16 protein-coding genes and 1 pseudogene are annotated in these 19463 nt (G+C 59.8%); 3 read left to right on the top strand and 14 right to left on the bottom strand.

Going from position 1 to position 19463, the window contains the following annotated elements; all coding sequences use genetic code 11:
- Positions 1 to 51: 51 nt before the first annotated feature.
- The 10 genes and pseudogenes from ACEWPL_RS11975 to ACEWPL_RS11930 all read right to left on the bottom strand — a co-directional run bounded on the left by ACEWPL_RS11975 (position 52) and on the right by ACEWPL_RS11930 (position 12172).
- The gene (locus ACEWPL_RS11975) at positions 52 to 1095 is read right to left on the bottom strand and encodes an aliphatic amidase (protein ID WP_393932274.1); all 1044 of its coding nucleotides are present in this window, start codon (positions 1093 to 1095) and stop codon (positions 52 to 54) included.
- A 50-nt stretch (positions 1096 to 1145) separates the two neighbouring features.
- Complete coding sequence (urtE, locus tag ACEWPL_RS11970; RefSeq protein WP_393932276.1) at positions 1146 to 1847, bottom strand: urea ABC transporter ATP-binding subunit UrtE; 702 nt, start codon at positions 1845 to 1847, stop codon at positions 1146 to 1148.
- Positions 1848 to 1850: 3 nt separating this feature from the next.
- Positions 1851 to 2579 (bottom strand): ABC transporter ATP-binding protein, encoded by a 729-nt coding sequence (locus ACEWPL_RS11965; protein WP_393932278.1) that lies wholly within the window; start codon positions 2577 to 2579, stop codon positions 1851 to 1853.
- 2 nt (positions 2580 to 2581) lie between these two features.
- Positions 2582 to 3679 carry an urea ABC transporter permease subunit UrtC gene (gene urtC, locus ACEWPL_RS11960; RefSeq protein ID WP_393932280.1) on the bottom strand — a complete coding sequence of 366 codons (1098 nt, stop codon included), beginning with the start codon at positions 3677 to 3679 and terminating at the stop codon, positions 2582 to 2584.
- Between the two features lie 11 nt (positions 3680 to 3690).
- The gene (gene urtB, locus ACEWPL_RS11955) at positions 3691 to 4560 is read right to left on the bottom strand and encodes an urea ABC transporter permease subunit UrtB (RefSeq protein WP_393932282.1); all 870 of its coding nucleotides are present in this window, start codon (positions 4558 to 4560) and stop codon (positions 3691 to 3693) included.
- A gap of 86 nt (positions 4561 to 4646) precedes the next feature.
- Positions 4647 to 5846, bottom strand: coding sequence for a transporter substrate-binding domain-containing protein (locus tag ACEWPL_RS11950; RefSeq protein WP_393932539.1), 1200 nt, complete (start codon positions 5844 to 5846; stop codon positions 4647 to 4649).
- Positions 5847 to 6832: 986 nt separating this feature from the next.
- Positions 6833 to 7427 (bottom strand): annotated as a pseudogene (locus ACEWPL_RS11945) (transposase); the annotation flags it as partial.
- A 387-nt stretch (positions 7428 to 7814) separates the two neighbouring features.
- Positions 7815 to 10544 (bottom strand): relaxase/mobilization nuclease domain-containing protein, encoded by a 2730-nt coding sequence (locus ACEWPL_RS11940; RefSeq protein WP_393932284.1) that lies wholly within the window; start codon positions 10542 to 10544, stop codon positions 7815 to 7817.
- Positions 10541 to 10912, bottom strand: coding sequence for a plasmid mobilization relaxosome protein MobC (mobC, locus tag ACEWPL_RS11935; protein ID WP_393932286.1), 372 nt, complete (start codon positions 10910 to 10912; stop codon positions 10541 to 10543). Before mobC ends, ACEWPL_RS11940 begins: the two co-directional genes overlap by 4 nt.
- A 384-nt stretch (positions 10913 to 11296) precedes the next feature.
- On the bottom strand, positions 11297 to 12172 hold the full coding sequence (locus ACEWPL_RS11930; RefSeq protein WP_393932288.1) for a DMT family transporter: 876 nt from the start codon (positions 12170 to 12172) through the stop codon (positions 11297 to 11299).
- A gap of 284 nt (positions 12173 to 12456) precedes the next feature.
- Between ACEWPL_RS11930 and ACEWPL_RS11925 the strand changes: the two genes are divergently transcribed.
- Positions 12457 to 12678, top strand: coding sequence for a DUF6494 family protein (locus ACEWPL_RS11925; protein ID WP_393932290.1), 222 nt, complete (start codon positions 12457 to 12459; stop codon positions 12676 to 12678).
- 125 nt (positions 12679 to 12803) lie between these two features.
- Here the strand turns inward: ACEWPL_RS11925 and ACEWPL_RS11920 are convergent, their stop codons facing one another.
- From ACEWPL_RS11920 to ACEWPL_RS11905, 4 genes are all read right to left on the bottom strand, one after another.
- Positions 12804 to 13235 carry a hypothetical protein gene (locus tag ACEWPL_RS11920; RefSeq protein WP_393932292.1) on the bottom strand — a complete coding sequence of 144 codons (432 nt, stop codon included), beginning with the start codon at positions 13233 to 13235 and terminating at the stop codon, positions 12804 to 12806.
- Positions 13236 to 13639: 404 nt separating this feature from the next.
- Positions 13640 to 15940: an AAA family ATPase gene (locus ACEWPL_RS11915; protein WP_393932294.1), complete on the bottom strand. Its 2301-nt coding sequence runs from the start codon at positions 15938 to 15940 to the stop codon at positions 13640 to 13642.
- 101 nt (positions 15941 to 16041) lie between these two features.
- On the bottom strand, positions 16042 to 17040 hold the full coding sequence (locus tag ACEWPL_RS11910) for a GIY-YIG nuclease family protein (RefSeq protein WP_393932296.1): 999 nt from the start codon (positions 17038 to 17040) through the stop codon (positions 16042 to 16044).
- Positions 17041 to 17155: 115 nt separating this feature from the next.
- Positions 17156 to 17719, bottom strand: coding sequence for a hypothetical protein (locus ACEWPL_RS11905; RefSeq protein WP_393932298.1), 564 nt, complete (start codon positions 17717 to 17719; stop codon positions 17156 to 17158).
- A gap of 129 nt (positions 17720 to 17848) precedes the next feature.
- Between ACEWPL_RS11905 and ACEWPL_RS11900 the strand changes: the two genes are divergently transcribed.
- Both ACEWPL_RS11900 and ACEWPL_RS11895 read left to right on the top strand, forming a co-directional pair.
- A complete protein-coding gene (locus ACEWPL_RS11900) occupies positions 17849 to 18082 on the top strand; it encodes a helix-turn-helix domain-containing protein (RefSeq protein ID WP_393932541.1) in 234 nt (77 codons plus the stop codon).
- 351 nt (positions 18083 to 18433) lie between these two features.
- Entirely contained in the window at positions 18434 to 19354 is a 921-nt protein-coding gene (locus tag ACEWPL_RS11895) for a PRC-barrel domain-containing protein (protein WP_393932300.1), read from the top strand.
- Positions 19355 to 19463 lie beyond the last annotated feature (109 nt).

The following is a 19463-nucleotide window of genomic DNA, read 5'->3' as shown; positions in this document are numbered from 1 at the left end:
TTCCGGGCTCGAATGCGCGGCGCCCATTGGCGCCGCGCTTCAGCTCGCCGTTTAACCGGCCTCTTTTTCCTTGGCACCTGTCGGCAAGTTGCCTACGGGACATTGAGCTGTGCCAATTGTGTCGCGAGTAAATGCCTCCACATCCTCGCGGGTTTTCTCGGCGTCGTTCACCCAGTTGCGATAGAACTCGAACGGGCAATCCGCCACGCCCTTGTCGCCGTCGCCCGAGTTGTGCATGCCGGTGTATCCGCGGTGCAGAAGTTTGAAGAGGTGGTTCTGCGACTGGTCGTTCTGGCGGGCGTCGCGAATCTGCGAAACTGACAGCTGCGCATATTGGATGCCCATTTCCTCTGTGCCGCACTCGCCCAGTGTCCGCCCGTCGAACCCGATAAGCGATGAGTGGCCAAAGTAGCTGTAGACCCCGTCGAACCCGGATGCGTTGGCGACCGCAACATAGCAGTTGTTCGCCCATGCCATCGTCTGCGACATGCGAACCTGCTGTTCCTTTGCAGGATACATGTAGCCCTGGCAGCGCACGATCAGTTCGGCACCGCGCATCGCGCAATCGCGCCAGATTTCCGGGTAGTTGCCATCGTCGCAGATAATCAGGCTGATCTTCATTCCCTTGGGGCCGACGGCGACATGGGTGCAGTCACCTGGATACCACCCCTCGATCGGGCACCACGGCAGGATCTTGCGATACTTCTGCACGATCTCACCCTTGTTGTTCATCAAGATGAGGGTGTTGTAGGGCGACTTCTTGGGGTGCTCTTCGTGCCGCTCGCCGGTGATCGAGAATACGCCCCACGTGTTTGCCTTGCGGCACGCGCGCGCGAACACCTCGGTCTCGTCGCCCGGAACGGTGGCGGCGGTTTCCATCATCTCGTCAGGATCGTACATGATCCCTTGGGTGCTGTATTCCGGAAAGACCACCAGATCCATGCCGGGCAGACCCTGCTTCATTCCGATGATCATGTCGGCGATCTTTTCGGCGTTCTCCATCACCTCCGCGCGCGTGTGCAGGCGCGGCATCTTATAGTTTACGACCGCAACGCCAACGGTGTCGTCGCTGCTCGAAATATCTCCATGTCTCATGTCCTATCCTTTCATAGCGGTGGTTAGATTGTGGTCTTGAACCTGCGATCTCAGAACGTCAGGTGTTCCTCCACGACGGAGTCTGTCAGCTCGGAAGAGGTGCCGCTCAGAACGACGCGCCCCTTGTCGAGCACGAGAAAGCGATCGGACGCAGCACGCGCGAATGGCACGTTCTGCTCGACCAGAATGATCCCCAGTCCCCGGTCGCGGTTAAGCTGGATGATCGCATCCTCGATCTGTTTGACGATGTTGGGCTGAATGCCTTCGGTCGGCTCATCCAGCATCAGGATCTTGGGATCCATTGCCAGAGCGCGGGCAATCGCCAATTGCTGCTGCTGCCCCCCGGACAGATCGCCCCCCTTGCGCGAAATGAAATCGCTAAGCATCGGGAACATATCAAAAAGGTATTCAGGAATGTCGCGTTTGCCGTCGGAGCGCGCGAAGGTGCCCATCATGATATTCTCGCGCACGGTGAAACGCGGGATGATTTCACGCCCCTGCGGGATATAGCCGATACCCTGAATGGCCCGCTGCGGCGTCGAGCATTTCAACAGGTCGGTGCCGCCAAACTGCAAACCGCCCTGGCAACTGTCGGTAAGGCCCATGATGCTCTTGAGCAGGGTCGTTTTGCCGACACCGTTCCTGCCCAATACCGACAGAAACTCACCTGGTTTCAGATCAAAGGTCACACCCTGCAGGATTGGGCTTTTGCCGTAGTAGGAATAAAGGTTGTTCGCGCTCAGATGTTCCATGTCTCAGTGCCCCAGATACGCGGTCTTGACCGCTTCATTCGCCTCGATCTCTTCGATCGAGCCTTCGGCCAGCTTGGTGCCTTGATTCATCACGATGATCCTGTCGGCGACGGTGCGCACGAAGGACATGTCGTGCTCGACGACGATCAGAGTGTGGTTCGCGCTGAGCGAGCGGAAGATCTTGGCGGTGCGGTCCGTCTCCTGGATCGTCATGCCAGCTGTCGGCTCGTCCATCAGGATCAGGCGGCTGTCCTGGGCGATCAGCATGGCGATCTCGAGCCACTGCGTCTCGCCGTGCGACAGGTTACCGGCAGGTTCCCCCGACTTGTCCGCCAACCCGACCAGATCAAGGATATCCCGCACCTTGGCGTTGCGGCGCACCGACGGATTGGTCAGCGCGTGCCAGATGCCAGGTCTCGACGATCGGGCAACAGACAGGTTTTCGGCGACTGTGAGTTCCTTGTAGACGGACGGCACCTGGAACTTTCGCCCAACCCCAAGGCGCGCACGCTCAAATTCCAGGAGCGTCGAGATCTCTGTATTGTGCAGCTTGACCGAGCCGCCTGTGGGCTGGGTCTTGCCACATATCAGGTCCAGTGTCGTCGACTTGCCTGCACCGTTGGGTCCCAGCAAACACAGGATCTCACCCTGCTCGACATCGAAAGTCATGCCATCGACCGCCCTCAAACCGCCAAACGTCACTTGCAGATCTCTGACTTGAAGCTGCGCCATGATCAGCCCTCCTGCTTTGAATTGAGGGGAGCGTCGGCTTGCGGCGTCTCGCGGCTCGGCGCCTTGCGGCGCAGCGCACGGCCCGTGTCGACGATGACACCGTAGATGCCGCGCGGCATGAACATGACCACGAGCAGAAACATCACGCCCAACATCATGTGCCAGCCTTCGACGAATACGTCCGACAAACGGCCCTCGGCCAAGTTGACGAGGATCGCCCCGACTGCTGCCGCCAGCACGGATTCGCGCCCACCGACCGCGCACCAGATGACGATTGCCAGGCTGAACGAAACGCTCATGTAAGTGGGCGACGCGAACTCCAGCACCAGCGCGTAGAGCATTCCCGCCAAGCCGGCGAGACCCGCCGAGATGCAGAAAATGACCGTCTGATAATTGGCAACGTTGTAGCCGAAATATCGGGTCCGCTCCGGATCCTCGCGGATGGCGCGCAGGATCAGCCCGAACTTGGAATGTGTCAGGTAGAGGCCAAAAGTCAGCGCAGCCATCAAGCAGCCAGCAACAAGATAGTAGAAGGCAACGCTGTAGATATCGACAGCCCAGCCGAACAAGATCAGCGGCGCCAGCCCGGTCAGACCATTTTGCCCACCGGTGAAGCCCTGCTGCTCGATCACCAGCAGTTGGAATGCCACGAGGAATGCAAGCGTGATCACGGCAACGAACACACCCGCAATCCGGGCGCGGAACATGAAGATCGCGATCAGTCCACCCACAGCCGCAGGGACAAGAAGCCCGGCCAACAGGGTAAAAGCAAGCGAGTGAAAGGGCACCCATAGCAGCGGCAGCGCCTCTACGTTGTTCCACCCCATGAAGTCCGGCAGGCTCCCGCCGCTGGCCTTCAACTTCAGGTGCATCGCCATGGCGTAAGAGCCCATGCCGAATGTCGCGGCCTGCCCGAGGTTCAGCAATCCGGCCGTGCCCCAAGACAGCGCCAGTGCCATCGACACGATCGCCAGGCTGAGGTAGCGCGAGAAAGTGTTCAACTCGAACGCATCGTAGCCGAAGAAGGCGGGCACTGCGAAAAGGACCACCGCAGCAAAAATTGCCAGCCCCATAATATCATATGATAGTCTTGTGTTCATCAACTCGCTCCTCAGCGGCGTGTGTCAGAGGGGAAAAGACCGCGCGGGCGGAAGCGGATCAGCACAATGATCCCCGCCAGAACCGCGATCCGCCCCAGCGTGTCGTTGATCACGATCGAGAAAAGCGCGGTCACCTCGCCAATCAGCAGCGCAGCAGTAGCCGTGCCGACCAAGCTGCCAAGACCGCCGACGATCACCACGAGAAACGCATCCACGACCAGGCCCGTGCCCATTGTGGGAATAGTGCTGAACAAAGGCGTTATAAGCGCGCCCGCGATACCCGCCAGACCCGCGCCGTAGGCGAACGTGACCGAATAAACTTTTTTGGCTTCGATCCCGTAGCACTCGGAAATTCTGCGGTTCTGGATGACAGCCCGCAGCTTCATGCCAAATTCGGTCCGGGTCATCAGCAGCCATGTGCCCGCCAGAATGAACAGCGAGAAAGCGATAACGAAGAGCCGGTAATTGGACATAACAAGAGCGCCGATTTCGACATTGCCCGATAGCCACTCGGGGCCGCGCACAAATTTCGACTCGGCGCCGACACCCAACCGGATCGCCTGTTGCAGGATGATCCCGATACCCCAAGTCGCAAGAATAGTATCCAGCGGGCGCGTGTACAGTCGCTGCACGATGACCTTTTCGATTACCCAGCCCGCCGCAGCCACCGCCAGGAAAACCAATGGCAGCGAAGTGATCACGCCCAGCCCCGCATGGGTCTGTAACGCCCAAGTGGCATAAGCGCCCAGCATGACGAATTCGCCATGCGCCAAGTTGATCACACCCATGGTGCCGTAAATGATTGCAAGGCCCAGAGCGATGATGAGCAAGATCGAGGCGATACTCAGACCGGCAAAAACCTGGTTAAAAACTACGTCCATAGGACAGCCCTCTTCGTTAGTCCGGCTCAAGATGTGAGCCGGACTGTGTTGGGTGTTGAGGTTTCAGGTGGCGCGAAAGGCCAGGATCAGGCTTTGACCAGACCCTCGCCGGTGCATTCCTGCCCCGGATAGGCCGCGAAGGGCTTTGGTGCTATGCGCTCATCTGATTGCAGGATGACCTTGGCCTGCCCGTCCGACTGCCACTGGCCAACCTTTGGCCACAGATGGGCGTGCAGGTTATCGTCGATCAGAACTTCACCCTGCGGCGCCATGATGGTCATGCCCACCGATGCATCGCGGATCGCCGCGGGGCTCATGTTGGCCGGGTCAAGCTTCTCGAGCGCTGCCTTGAATTGATAGACTTGGAAGTAAGCCGCCTCACTGACGAAGTGCGTGACCTCGTCCGCGCCGAACCGTGCCTTGTAGCTTTCGACGAACTTCTCGTTCTCGGCCGATTCATGGCCCATGAAATACGGCGCAGAAGAGAAGTGGCCAGCCGCCGCCTCGCCGCCGATGGCCTTCACCTCGACCTCGGACCGGGTCAGGCTACAAACCGGCATCTTTTCGGGATCGAGTTCAGCCGCGTGATACTGACGGGCAAAGGCCACGTCCGAGTCGCCAACGAGGGTCGTGAATATCACGTCAGGTTCTTCGGCACGAATGCGGTTGATTGCCGAGCTGAAATCGGAATGACCCATCGGCACGTATTCTTCGTGTACAACCTCGCCACCGAGCTCATTCAAAAGGATGCGGCAATAGTTGTTTTCCTCTTTCGGATAAACGTAGTTGTTGCCGATCATGTAGAATTTTTTGCCAAAATTCTCGACCAGCCATGGAAGAAGGATGTCTTGCTGCTGGTTAGGGACCGCACCGCCATACATGATGTTGCGCGAACACTCGCGTCCCTCGTAGAGAGTCGGATACCAATACAGATTATTGCGCTGCTCGGCGATGGGCAGAACTGCCTGGCGACTGGACGAGGTGTAGGAGCCAAAGACGCTTACACATTGATCACGGATCATCAAACGGCGCGCACGATCGGCATAGGTCGCCGGGTCCGAGGCAGGATCTTCGATGATCGGGCGCAACTGCTTGCCATGTACGCCCCCTGCGGCGTTGATCTCTTCGATCGCCATCAGCGCGGCGTCATGCAGAGTATGCTCCACAACGGCCACAGCGCCCGTTAGCGAGAACAGCAGCCCGACCGGAATGTCGTCACCTGCTGCATATGCGCGGCTCGCGCTGCCAAGCAATGCCGGCATCGACAGCCCACCTGCCAAACCCATGGTTCCGGCAGCCCCCGCACGTCCAAGGAAATCCCGTCTCTTCATTGTTTCACTCCCCATTTATCTCACGACCGCGTCATGGTTAAACGCAAAAAAATAGCCCTCGACCGCAGTTGACGCTGCGATTGAGAGCTACATTGCTCGTAAATTTATGTATGAGCTCGCATTTGAACTCGAACTTATAGTTCAAGAAAAAGCGATTCTATGCAAGATAATTATTCACGCCGGCCTACAAGCTCGAGCTTCCAGTCGATTTCAGGGAACCGGATCTGGTACTAATGAACAACCTCTCTAAGGTGATTGTCTTGTCACTTGGGAGGGATATCTGAACGACGTAAACTTGAGCTTCTCCCCATTCTCTAGACATAATCATGCGGTAACTAAGCTGATACTTTGTATCTTCTGCTTCGGCTTGGTTGCGTCAGCTCACTTCTCGAGACAATAGCTGGCGGCTCGCTGCTAAAAGCGGTGTGGGGCATTGGAGATGCAGAAGGTCACCCATTTCCGGATGCCTGATTTCGCCCCGAAGCCACTCTTCGAGTTATGCGGTTAGACACGGTCAATTTTCACGCTCGGCAATATCCGCTTGGTGACGTTTTTGCTGAGGAAACGCATCTTGCTGTCAAATGACCTGTCCATAGCGGTCGGACACCGCCGAGGTGCTCAGGCAAAGACCGTGAACTCCTTGCTAAATCATTGTCGAGGGTCCTGAAGACCATGTTCTTCACGCCTTTGGCCTGCATCGCAAATGTCTTGAGAGCGAGTTGAGACGTTGCGATAGCTTGAATCCGCCCGTGGTGTCGACCAGAGGCCGTCGGCTTGGGTGCCCAGCTGAATGTCAGCTTCCGCAGTTGACCGGGGGTGCGCTCGCACCTGCAGCGAATGACGGGAATCCGCCCATTCTGTAAAAAAATTAACGTTTGCGAGCGCAGAAATGGCTTTTCCAAATGCGGCGCGAGCGCCCTCTCTATCAGGCTTTTTTGCGTTTGCTGCGGTGCGGGAAAGACCTTGGTCAGTTTCCGGAGGTTTTGGGCGGTGGCGGCGAGGAGGAATTCGTCACTTCCACCGCATGGGCCACGTAATCGCAGGCGCCCATACCGAGGATGCGTTTGAGGTGGGCGAAGAGCATCGCGACCTTTTTCGAAGCTTCATCCAGGTGTCGTATAGGCGGGTCTTGGCGATGTCGCGGGCGACCTGGCGGGCGTCTTCATGCTCTTCGCGGGTAATCTTGCGCGCCTCGGGGTTGGGGCAGCATTTGGCTTTGGATGGGCACGCCTGGCAGACGTCCTTCAATGCGCGGTAGCGGGCCGTTCCTTTGCCGGTCGGTCCCCGGCTCGGGTCTGAGTAGTTCCGGCGGAACTGCTTGAGCTCATGGCCTTCGAGGCAGGTGAATTGGTCGTTTTCGGCGTCCCACTCGAAGTCCGCCCGCGTCTAGGTGCCGCCACTGTGCCCGGACTTGTCGAACACCGGTATGTGCGGCGCGATCTCGCTATCGACCAGCCAGCCCAGCATCGGTCCGGTGCCGTAGGCCGTATCTGCGATCAGGCGTTCGGGATGCAGACCGAACCTGGCCTTCATCCTAACCCGACCGTCTGCTTTATCGTGGCGCGCTGCCGAACGCTATCGAGCCGCCAATAAGCCGCATCCTTGAAAAAGAATTGCGCAAACTGGCCTGACAGGCGTGCTGGCTCAGAGCTTCCCTTCATATAATATTGGAAAACCTACACTATGGATGCACAGCGGCTCAGGGCTACCGCAGGGTAATCGCCGCTCTGCGGCGGCGCGCGGCGGGCGTCCCGCGAAATAGTATATTGAGTTAAGCGCCGCATTTCGCCCTGACTGAGGTCGTGGCTCGTAAAACTATTTCGCAAACGAACTTGATGAAGCCCGTGGGTCAGGAGAACTTCCAGCCAGCTGAAGCCGAACGGGCCATGAGACGTCTCCGGGCTCTCCCGGTATCATTCGCTGTCAGAAGCTGGGCCCATCATTCGTCGATGGGAATGGCTGGTCGGCCGGATCCTCATCCACAGATACGGGCTCGGTCTCTCTTTCGGGCGGCACGTCACATCCGGTTTCCATCCTTTGCGGATCGGCGCCAACGGATTTAAAGGCAACCAGGACATCGAGCCAGTCCTTGCAGACACCCGCCGCACCCTCGACACGCGATGGTGGAGCAAGACGCTCGGCAGCAGGAAAGATTGCCCGGAGCTTGCCATCGAGCAGGCCCCCGGCGGCGTCATTGTCGAAACCGGAATGCACCGTCTTGCCTCGTCCGTGCTCGCGTAGTGCGGCTTCCGACAATGGACCGAAGCCGCCGCCCGTGCTGACGTAGATCGTGTCGCTTCGGTCCTCCATTTCGGCGAGGGCGAGGGCATCGAGCCCTCCTTCAAAGACAACCATTCGTGTGGCGATGGAGGAATCGCCAAGGACGTTCACGGTCTTGCGACCCCCTTTCGCAAAGCGGGCCGTGTTCTTCTCGCCATTCTTCTCCCAGCGTTGCTCGAACCCCTGGATGTCACCTGTCACGGGGTTTCGGTGGGCGAAGTAAATCCCGCCGAAGGCATCAGCTCTCACATCGCGGCGGAACCGAATGAGTGTCTTGCGGTCGATCCCGCGGGTCTCTGCATAGGATCGCTGGCGCCCGATATACGGCGCTTCCTCCCATCGGCGACGCGCGTCGGTATGATCCCCGTCGGGGCTATCGTTCACGGAAGGTGCAGACGCTGCCAGTGCGGGTGGGTTGCCTATGATGTCGCGGAAGGCCGCGCGTGCGCGCCCGAGGGTCTGGCCGGGATTGTCATGGAGCCAGAGATCGACGACCGAACCGCTCGTCCCCGACTTGTTGGACGTCCAGAGCCACTTCCCCTCGACCAGGCTTGCTTTGATCGTATCGCTGCCGCGTTGGTAAATCCTGAACCTCAACCCCTGCCTGTCGGCGCTATCGGGGTGCGTGCGAGATACATCTGACCAGCCGCCCATTCCCGCAATGATCTCGATATCGCAACGCTTCATCTCCTCAATCTCGGCCTGGTCATTGCCGCGAAGCTGATGCGCGATCCGGCGCCGCCCTTTGTCGTCCTGTTTCGCCATATCGGGCGCTGGCTGAGGGTTCGACACGGTCTGCATATCCGGAAGAGATGCGATCCAGTCATTCCGTTCCTCCCGATTGATCTTTCGGAGCGTTGATGGTCCTGGACCCCGGCCGAAGCCAATCGCCTCCTGCGCGGCCTTGGCTTCGGCCGTGATGTCTGCGACCATCAGGGCCTTCCACCTGCGCTCCTGCGCGTTTGTCGCGATCATGTCTTCTCGCTCTTTCAGGTCTGCCATGTGGCCCCTCTGCATGTTCCGGGCAGCTCGCTCAATACGGCGCTGGCGCTTTTCGGTCTGCTCAAGGGCTCGATCTGCCAACTCCTGGATGTCCAGCGGCACGCCGTGGACAGGAAGGCCCGCCGCGGCGCAGTCCAGCGCCGCTTGCCGAATGAACTCAAGGGTTCCAATGGGACGCACGGAAGACCAGCCTTTTGCTTTCGCCATGGCAATCATCGTGGCACGGGTCTCTGCCGTGCTCTGCGTTGTCGACAGCCTGCGGCCGAGATCGACAACGGCTGACCCATCCGCAAATGAGATTTCCGGAGGCGTGTCGGCAAGATTCACGAAGCGGATTGCCCGTGCTACTTTCGGATCGATGTGAATATCGGTGTAGATCCGGCGCAGCAGGGTGAGCTTGAAAGCAGATGCGCGCGTAGCCTTCTCATCTTCATCCGGCGGCGGCGCGACCAAGGCAGCGACCTCGACGCGGTTCACTTTCAGATCGTTCTGATACTCGGTTTCGGGCGGTTCGTACGGACCGAGTGATCTCTCCATTTTCGAGATGCTGAACTTCGATCCAAAAGCTGACGCTTTCGTATATTCGCTCGAGCCCATGATACCGACGCGCGCGCCGGATCCAGACTTGTAATATGTCAGGCCATACGCCCCGAGGGCTGCGTGGAGTTCCGTCCAACTGGAAGCCGCGCTTTCCAGCGCTGCAAATTTCTGCCTGAGACCATCCGGAATGCCGTGCTCGAACGTCTCGAAGCCTGTCGATTTTTCAAACTTGATATCAGCGGAGGATTTCGGGCGTTTTCCTGCCGCGCGAGCCTGCTTCTTCTTCTCCCAGGCGATGGGGTTTTTCTTCAGCTTGGCAATTTTGCGATCGTCTTTTTCGATGACGTCGAAGTCGAACCGTCCTCGATCGTGCGACCATCCCTGATCCAGCTCGATCTGACGGCAGGCGGCTTCCGCCTTCGCATGGTCATTCGACTTGGACCACACCTGACCCGTGAGAGGGTGGACCGTATTCACTATTGCATGAATGTGCTTGCGCGGCGTGTCATTATGCGTGCCGATCACGACCTGATGCTCAGCAAGCCCCAGCGAGTCAATCAAATACTCCATGGCCTCGATCATCTGCGCGTCGGTCGGCCTCTCCGTTTCATGCCATGACAAGACGAGGTGGTAATAAGGTTTCTGAACCCTCTCCGAGAGCTCCGAGGTCAGAAGCATCTCTCTCGGGGTATTCTTCCAGCTGGAGGATAAGAGATTGCGCGCCTCGATCTGACTGGCCTTTCTGCAGACATAATGAACGCCGGGTACGAATGCCTCACGGCCTCCACCGCTTCCTTTCTCGCCAGTCTTGCCAATAATTTCGCAGATCATTTCTGCAGAGCTTTCTGGACGCTTTCGCCGACCTGCCTAACTGCAATCCATGCGGCTTCGATGATCTTGCGTTCCTCCGGTCCGAGGGCAGTCAAGCGCCCAGCGTTCACTGCGCGCGCGAGCTGGTTGAGGTTGGAGCCGATTTTACCGATGTGGCCGAGACCCTGCACCGCGACCTTTCTTGCCGCGAGGTCCGGCTCGATCTCGCCAGTGATGAAAGCCGTCAAATATGCCTGATGATCGGCGTATCCGGCTGCATCTGCGCGCTCCATGAAGTCTGCCAGAACTTCGGGGGTCACGCGCTTGTAGATCTGCCGTGTAGCGCGCCGCTTGCTTGATCTTCTCTTGCCGTCATGTGCTCGTGCCATTGTTTCTTACTCAGGTAATTGCAGTTCCCTGATTTTAATCGACCCCCGTGAAAATCCTCCCACGCCTTTTTTTGGTATTCTCCTCCTACCGCCCAAATCTGACCCGCCGGCACCGTGAGGCGAAGAAGAGGTCAGGTCGTGAAAAACGATACATGACGACTGCCGCTCCCATCGGGATTGCCTGCCGAGGGATTTGGATCGACCGCATTTGCGAGATACGCTGAAGCGTCGGCACGCTTTGTCCGCAATGGTGTAGACGACGATCTCGCCAATCGTCTTTCGCGCAATCGGGATCCGACTGCGCCCAGTCCCTTTCAAGCCGGGGAGGGGTGTGCGGCGCTTGCGAAAATCTGACGCCGCCCATGAGAACATCGTTGGCGCGTGTCAGCCGTCCACGCGGTCCCCACGGTAGATGATGAACACACCGCTTGCCACGATTATGCTACCGCCGAGGAGGGTGGCCAGATCGGGAATGTCGCTCCAGACGAGCCAGCCGAGCAGCGTCGCCCACAGAAGTCCGGTATATTCGAAATGTGCCACGAGTGACGCCGAGGTGAAGCGGAACGCCTGCGTGATCAACGTCATGCCCGCCGTCCCCGCGACCGCGATGCCGGCGAAAAGCCAGAGATCGCCGGGCCGGATCGGGGTCCAGAAGAACGGACTGAAGATGCCGCTTATCAGCGCCCCGGCTCCGACCAGGTAGAGCATGAGAGTCCAGACGTTCTCGCGCGGGTCCACCCAGCGCGAGCCGATCATCAGAACCGCGTAGAACAGCGCGGTGCCCACTGGGTAGAGAGCCACCGCCTGAAAAGCCTCGCTGCCCGGGCGCACCACGATCAGCACGCCGACGAAACCGACGATCACTGCCGACCAGCGCCGCCATCCCACATGTTCGCCCAGCAGCAGGCTGGACAGCGCGATGATAAAGATGGGCGCCGCGAAGACCAGTGTGGTGGCTTCGGCAAGCCCGAGATGCCTCAGGCTGATGAAGTAGAGCACTGCCGCGCAGGTCCAGACGCTTCCCCGAAGGAGGTGGGCCATTGGCCGATGGGAGCGCAGGGCCACCTTGCCACCCATTGTCATCGCGATGGCGAGCGCGGGCGGTAGCGCGATGAGATTGCGCAGGAAAAGGATCTGGACCGGCGAATATCTGTCTGTCAGCAGCTTGGCGATGGTGTCGTTGATAGCAAGGCAGGCGATGCCGACGCACATCAGCACGATCCCCGAGCCGGATCGCATCGGTTCCGAGTCCGCTGGCATGATACAGGATCCTCATCGCTTGAATTGATGACACGCCCACCGTCTGTCGGAAATCGCAGGGCTTCAACCATGAACCCACTTGCCCCGGCTGCCGTGATGGATCCTGTGACCCCGCGTCGAAAGCAGGGCTCACTCGGCGCTCGCCTCGGAAACCTTTTGGCGGTGTTGCCCGCGACCGGTGCCGTGACATAGGCTTCGGTATCGATAACTGCGTGACTGCCGCTGACGCTGGACCCGGCAGAAAGGCGCCTGCCATGTCACGATTACAAAAAGGGAAGAGCTTCATGACCGATGACGATTTCAACATGTCGATGCGCAAGTTCCTCAAGCGCGTTGGCGTGACATCGCAGCAGCAGATAGAAGAAACCGTGCGTGCCGCCCGCGAGGCGGGTACTTTGCCCGGAGGCGCGCTGCACGCGGAGGTGGTGCTGAAAGTCGAGGGGCTCGACCTGTCACACCGGATCGAGGGCGAGATCAACCTGCCGGACGAGTCCCAAGGATCCTGACCCGTCAACAGATGTCTGATCCGGTGCGGCAAAGGCCGCCGACTCGTTGGTGTGCGCGACGACTGGATCCGCTTGTTAAGGGACTCCCCGGGTATTGTTTGCAACTCGTCATGGTCTGCTTACATCTAGTTGGAGGAAGTGTTTATCTGGGGATCATCGGGATCATCAGGAAATAAGTCATCCGCGGCGATGGTACTGGCGGATGATTTGATGGCAGAAGTGTTCCTGATGACCGCTTCGAGGGTTTTCTGCGGGTCATCGGCAGCGGCCTCGCGCGGCCCCTTCCGGCCGCTGGCTTTGATCGGCTCGAGCCTTAATTCGTCGCGCGCGTTCCGCCAATATTTCTTGAAGGTCGATTCCGTCAGCCTTGCCTCTTTGGGCAGCTTGGCTCTTACTATCTCGTAAATCGTCATGAGCTTGACGCCCGCGCTCATTTGCTTGTGGATGTCCGGAGCAAGGGCGACCTCGATCTTTTTCGAGGTCATTTTCCGATCTCCGGTTACGGACTTTTCGAGGTCTTTTCGAATGTCGTCCAAGGTATTCTTCGTAATTTCCATGTCGCTTACCGATCCATTTTTGGGTGTCCTTCCAATACTAGGTTCGTCTCTAGCCGCTGTTTTTCAAGGTTATTTCGAGGAGCTAGCAAATCTCCTAGCAAGGTGACTTCTCCGAACTGGCTGCCATACTTTTAGCAGGGTATGGGGACGGCAAGCCGTCCCCCCGGGGGCGCAAGCGCCCCGGCCTGCCCACATCTTCGGCGCCACCCCTGACGGGTGACTTCTCGATGCGGGATTGGAGACTTCTCGGCGCTTCTGAGGCAGCTTCTCGGCGTCAGGATTGGGCAGTAGGGCGGGAAGAGTTAGAGGTCTGAGGGTAGGGCAAGACAGTACTATTGCCCGGAAGTGCAGATCCGATTGCGCTCCGAAGCGATCCGCGGCGGGGGGCAAAACAGGTGCGAGTGTCAGGGGGATCGCTCATCTCGGAACGTTGCGTCGCCGTCTTCGACATGGCCGATTCCATGGCTCTTCACCGGGTCCGGACATCCTGGCATGTCCCGACCTAGCAAGCGGGATCCGGCCGGATGGACCTCCGTCCGGACCTCCTCCAGCCACGCCTCGAGCCTGTCGCCTTCGAGCATTCCCACCTCGACCAGATCCTCCGTCATCCGGATCAAGAGGTCGCGCTTTTCTTCGAGGATCCGGATCGCCCGGGCTTCGGCCGCCTCGAGGCGGGCCCGGATCCGGGCGGCGTTGTCCGGGACCCGGAGATAGGCGGCGGAGGTCATGTCGAGCCAGACGGGTCCCTCGGCGCCGAGGCCAAACCGCAGATCGATATCCGTTGCCGTCTGCGTTGCACGCGCGAGGTCCGACATCGCGTTGCCGCCCGCTCCGGCGGCCACGGTGCCGAGGATCAGCCGCTCGGCTGCGCGGCCCGCAAGTGCGTAGGCCAACTCATCCTCGATATCCGAGAGGACCGACTTGCCCGTAGCGTAGGACATCCAGGCCTGACCGCCATCGCGGGTCAGAACCACGCGCTTGACCCGGCCGATGCCCAGACATGTGCCAACGATGGCGTGTCCGCATTCATGCAGTGCGACCCGGCGCTCCCAGGCCGGATTGGCCTCCTCGGTCGTGTCGCCGAGGGCCCGCTGAAGGTCCTCTACCGTCACCTCGCGCGCCTCGCTCCGGGCGACGCTACGCGCCTGCCGCAGAGCGCCATCGACATCCGCAGCCGTGCCGCCGGTGGCCGCACGCACGAGGCGCGCCATCTCGGAGGAGGGGATCTCGGCGCCAAGCCCGCCCCGGAGCATCCCCTCGAGGGCGCGCAGGCCGGGCAGGGGGACGTTTGCCTTGGCGTCGATCCGTCCGGGCCTCAGGATCGCCGCATCGATATTGTCCGGGTAGTTGGTCGTGGCGACCAGCATGACGCCCTCATTTGAGGCCAGACCATCGAGGGCCAGCAGGAAGGCATTGATGACCTGCGTGCGGTAGTTTGTGTTATGGCGCTCAGGGTCGCCACGGTCGCCCACGGCATCGATCTCATCGATGACGAGGATCGCAGGTGTGGAGGCCGCAGCTTCCGCGAAGCACGCGCGCATGGCGCGCAGCATGTCTCCAAGATGACCGCATGCCTGCCATTCCGCAAAACTTCCGCGTACGAGCGCTACGTCCGCGCTGCCCGCCATGGCACGGGCCAGATGCGACTTACCGGTGCCGGGCGGCCCCCAGAAGAGCACGGACCGCTGGACATCGTTCCAATCGACCTTGCCCTTAGCCCACGCCTGTAAATCGGAGACCATGCGACGGGCAACCGCCTCGGCCTCGCCATATCCCTCGATGTCATCAAGGCTCAGCGCGGGGCGGGGCACCGGCTCCTCCACTAGTTCCGACAACCGCGCCGCGATCGCCCTGGGCGTGCCGGCGCGCAAGGCAAACATCAAGGAGGCGCCCGGCAGGCGGGCCAGATCACGATCGGGCGGCAGCAGATCGTAAACGAAGGGGTCGATCTTGCCCGCCCTGCTGTTATGCGCCGCGAGTAGGGCCATAAGGATATCGCGCGACAGAGGCGCAAGCCGAAGCGGTTTCGGGAGCATCCGCTGGATCTCCGCCGGAATCGCGGCGCGGTCCTCGGCGAGGATCAGGACGGGGCATGGCGCCTCGAGGCCCTGCGTCAGGGCTTCGGTGGTCCCCTGAGTGCTCCGGATTTTTCTGCGGTCATCCGCGCCCACCTCCACGACGCAAAGATCAGGGCTGTATGTCGGATCGCAGATACGATCCGGCGGGAGCAATTCCGTGTCCTCGGGCAGGATCGTCGCCGCGAGCATGAGGCGCGCATCGATCACATCCAGATCGCCTCCCGTCTCGATCAGCGTGACGGCGCCCGGCGCCATGATCGCGTCGAGGCGGGCCATAGAGCCAAGCGTCGCGCAGAGCCGGAACATCAACGCCAGATCCGTTCCGGGCACATGCACAACCGGGCGATCCAGACCGTCCGCATCGACAGTGAGAGGATCGCCGCCTGCGCTCCGGACGGCTTCCTGCTCCTCGAGCAGGATCTGTGTCGCGGTGGGCGATGTGGCGAGCCAATCGAGGGGACCGGAGCCGCGGTCAGACATCTTGCGGTCCGGGCGCCGGGCACGATCGCGCCGCTGCCACGGGCGGCCCTCGAGGCGCAGGTCATCCGTCGCATGCAGGTATTCATTGCGCAGGCGGGCCAGCGCGGCAGCCGCGAGAGGGGCCCATTCGGGTGGCGTGTAGGGCATGGCGAGATCCTTCATGAAGGCAATAGTCGGGTGGCCCCGCGCCGAGATGCGGCGCGGGGGAAGTAGAGCTGTAGAGGGGGCGGTGTGAGGGCCGTCTGACCTCAGTCTTCGCAGGAGCTCTCGGTCTTGTCCTTGCGCGGCCAGTGCGTGCTCTCGACCTCGTCGAGCATACGCCGGATGATCGGCTCGGCTTCGGCGGTGTAGACCTCTGACGTCACGTTGATCCAGGCCGCCAGCTCATCGCGCGGAATGACCTTCTCAGGGTGCTCGGCCCTGAGCTCCCGGTGCAGGGCGCGCTCCATACGCAGGGCAACTTGGCCGCTCCGCACCGGCACCTCGTCGATAAGCTCGGCCTCCACGTCCTCGCGCAGGCCAAGCTGGTAGCGCATCCGCCTTCCCGGATAGCGGCTGTAGCCGAGTTTGACGAACCACCCCAGCCCAGGCACCCAGAACCGCACCATGTAGAGCGCGCTTGGCGCCGCGGACCAACATTCGCCGCAGCCGCCGCAGTTGAAGCGGCCGGTCTCGAGATTGGCCGTGGCTACGCGCTGCGAGTGGCCACAGGCATCGTGCCACAGCAGGCGGTAGTTGGGGTTCCCCTCGGTGTCGGCGCCGATCAGGGTCCAGCCCCAAGTGGACGCCAGACGTTCGAGCTTCTTCGCGTAGCAGGTATCACAGTGATACCCGCGACCCTTGGGCGCGGGGCCCTCTTTCGCAAGCTTGGCGACGCGGCCCCACTGAAGCCGCGCGTCATGACCGCAGGGCAGCGTATAGATGGCATAGTGACGATCTTCCTCATCGCGCCTCTTGAAGACAAAGCCTGCCTTTGCGGCATCATCGAGCCGCGCCGCCTGCTGACAGCCGCCGCAGGCGGGCTGCGCGGAGCGAAGGTTGGAGACCCGGTGTGCCGTATGCGCGCCGCAGGTCAGACATTCGAGGACGACATGCAGGTGATCGAGGACACGGCGATCGATGCGATACCCTTTCTCTTCGGCGATGATCTCCCAAAGCTCGGGGATGGGACGGCGGAATTCCGACCACTGGTCATCAGCGATGTTGCGGGAGCCGTGGGGGATGTGGAGAGGTTTCTTGTGGAACATGGCGAAAGATCCTTTTGAACACGTCTGGAGAGGCCGCGCCCATGAGGGGCGGCAAAATGAGGAGGAGTGCCGCACGTGCGCGGCGATCAATTTTTTGGGGGGTGCTAAGGGAGCGTCAGCAGGCGTCTGCCCACATCTCGCTCAGTGCGTACGGCAGATCGTCCGGGTCACAGGCAGGCTGATACAGATCGAATGTAGCGATAGCCGCGAGGTGTTTCTGACATTCATCGAGCATTTGATTGATGTGCTGTGACAGCCGACTAGAAGCTGAGATGCGACGCCCAAACGCCGCGAGGCGTGCGCCGTCAAAAACAGTGTGGAAGTCCAGGAGGGACTGCGTGCTCATGAGCGTCGTCGTGCTCTTGGCCATATTCACCAAGGCGCGGTGAGATGCGTCATGCGCAGGTTTAGCGGTCAAAGCCGCGAGGACTTTTTCTACCGCGATCCAGGCCGCCTCAGCTTCACGCACCCAATCATCTACTGAAGGGTCACTCCCGTTGCGGTGGTCAAGCGCCCGCTCTGCTTCAATCGCGTAGTCGAGCGTATCGTTCAAGTGAGCAAAAGCCTTGATCACATCTGTAGGGACCAGCGGACTTGCTGAGTGCGTGGCATCTTTGCCAACCTCTGCGTGGAGAGGAATGGAAGGTGCTTTGTTATGGATGGGTGTTGACCAGGGCATTGAGTAATCTCCTTGACTTGCTTAGTTGCTGCCTTGTGATAATAAGTTAGCGCATCGTGCTGACATTGTCAACACACAGTGATAACTTTTAAGCACAGGGATATTAAATTGACCCCGGAGCAATTGAAGATGGCGCGGAACGCCGTGCGTTTGGGTGTTCGGGAGTTGGCAGAATTGGCAAATGTCGCCCCCGCCACTATCAGTCGATTTGAAAGCGGCCGGGGCGGAATGCAGATGCGCTCCGTAGACGCTCTGCAGTCTACCCTCGAGGGACTCGGCATTCAGTTTCTATCGACAGGTGATGTAGCGAAGGCGCACGGGGTAGCATTCTGCGATCGACCCTCTGACGCTGAAGCCCCATGAAGAGACTTAGTGATAAGCCGACCTTTATTTCAGCGAAGGGTTAGCCTGAAGCGACTTCGGAATCCGGGGGCTGGGAACGAAGGAGGGGTGTGCGTTCCGGATCTGGAGGACGGATTTTAATATCAGATTGACGCCGCGCTCGGCATTCGGATGCGTGATACGCGTTCATTGGCCGTCCACCTCGCCCAAGCTGGGGTTTGCCGTGTTGGGCAAACCCAGAGAGTCAGATGATGCGCCTTAGCAGACAGACATCATTGCGACCGGCAAGAATTTCTATGCGATACGGAACCGCGGGCCCCGCGCGATGTTGTGCTGGCGACGTGTTCGTCATGCAACAAACAGGAGTCTTCCATGAAACGGTTTTTGACTACGACGGCCATCGTCCTTGCCATGACTGGTGTGGCACAGGGCCAGACCAACGAGGGTAGCTTTGGCGAGGTCAAATATCAGCAGGGCGATTTCTACGCCTCTGATTTGATTGGTATGCGCATCTACAATTCTGAGAATGAGATGAACGCCGATGCGACCATCGCGGATGGCGGCGAGCAGGAATGGGACGACATCGGCGAGATCAACGATCTCATCGTCACCAAAGACGGTCAAGTCAGCGCAGTGGTTCTGGGCGTCGGTGGATTTCTTGGCATGGGCGAGCGCGATGTGACTGTTTCCATGGACGATATCACTGTCGTTCGAGAAGAGGGAGACGGCGACGATCGCTTCCTCGTTGTATCGACTTCCAAGGAGGCTCTAGAAGCGGCGCCTGCTTTTGAGCGCGATATGAACAATGGCCGGGGCGACCAGACTGCTTCAATGGCGGCTGAAGAGGACGGCACGAAAGTCGAGACGTCCGAAGCCGAGATGGCACAGACTCAAGAGGCATCAAAAGAGGCTGACGCGAATGCCAGCAATGATGATGCAGCGGTGGAAAGTGACCGCCCAATGCTGACGCGCCCGGCTGTCGAGCGCGAAGGTTATCGGGAAGCTGACATGGGAGCAGTGCGTCAAATGACGTCTGAAGACCTTGAAGGCACTCTGGTGTACGGCTCGAATGACGAAAGCGTCGGCGAGATTGAATCCCTTGTCCTCGGCGATGGCGGAAAAGTGGATAGGGTCGTTATCAACGTTGGCGGGTTTCTTGGCCTTGGCGAAAAGCCCGTTGCCGTGACCTTTGACGAACTGCAAATCTTGCAAGCGGAAGACGGTGACGATTTGCGGATCTACATCGAGAGCACCGAGGAAGCGCTGGAAAACCAGCCTGAATTTGAAGGCTAATTTCTGTCGTAACTGAAGACGAGCTAAGGGGCCCATCTCTCGCGGATGGGCCTCTCTTTTGTGGCGGACCGGAAGTCACGGTCGGACTGCCAGCAGCGTCGGAGGCTCG

The sequence above is a fragment of the Roseovarius roseus genome, assembly GCF_043355935.2.
GTDB lineage: Bacteria > Pseudomonadota > Alphaproteobacteria > Rhodobacterales > Rhodobacteraceae > Roseovarius > Roseovarius roseus.
Note: the sequence above shows the minus strand (reverse complement) of the source record. Positions and strands in the feature narration are given on the sequence as shown.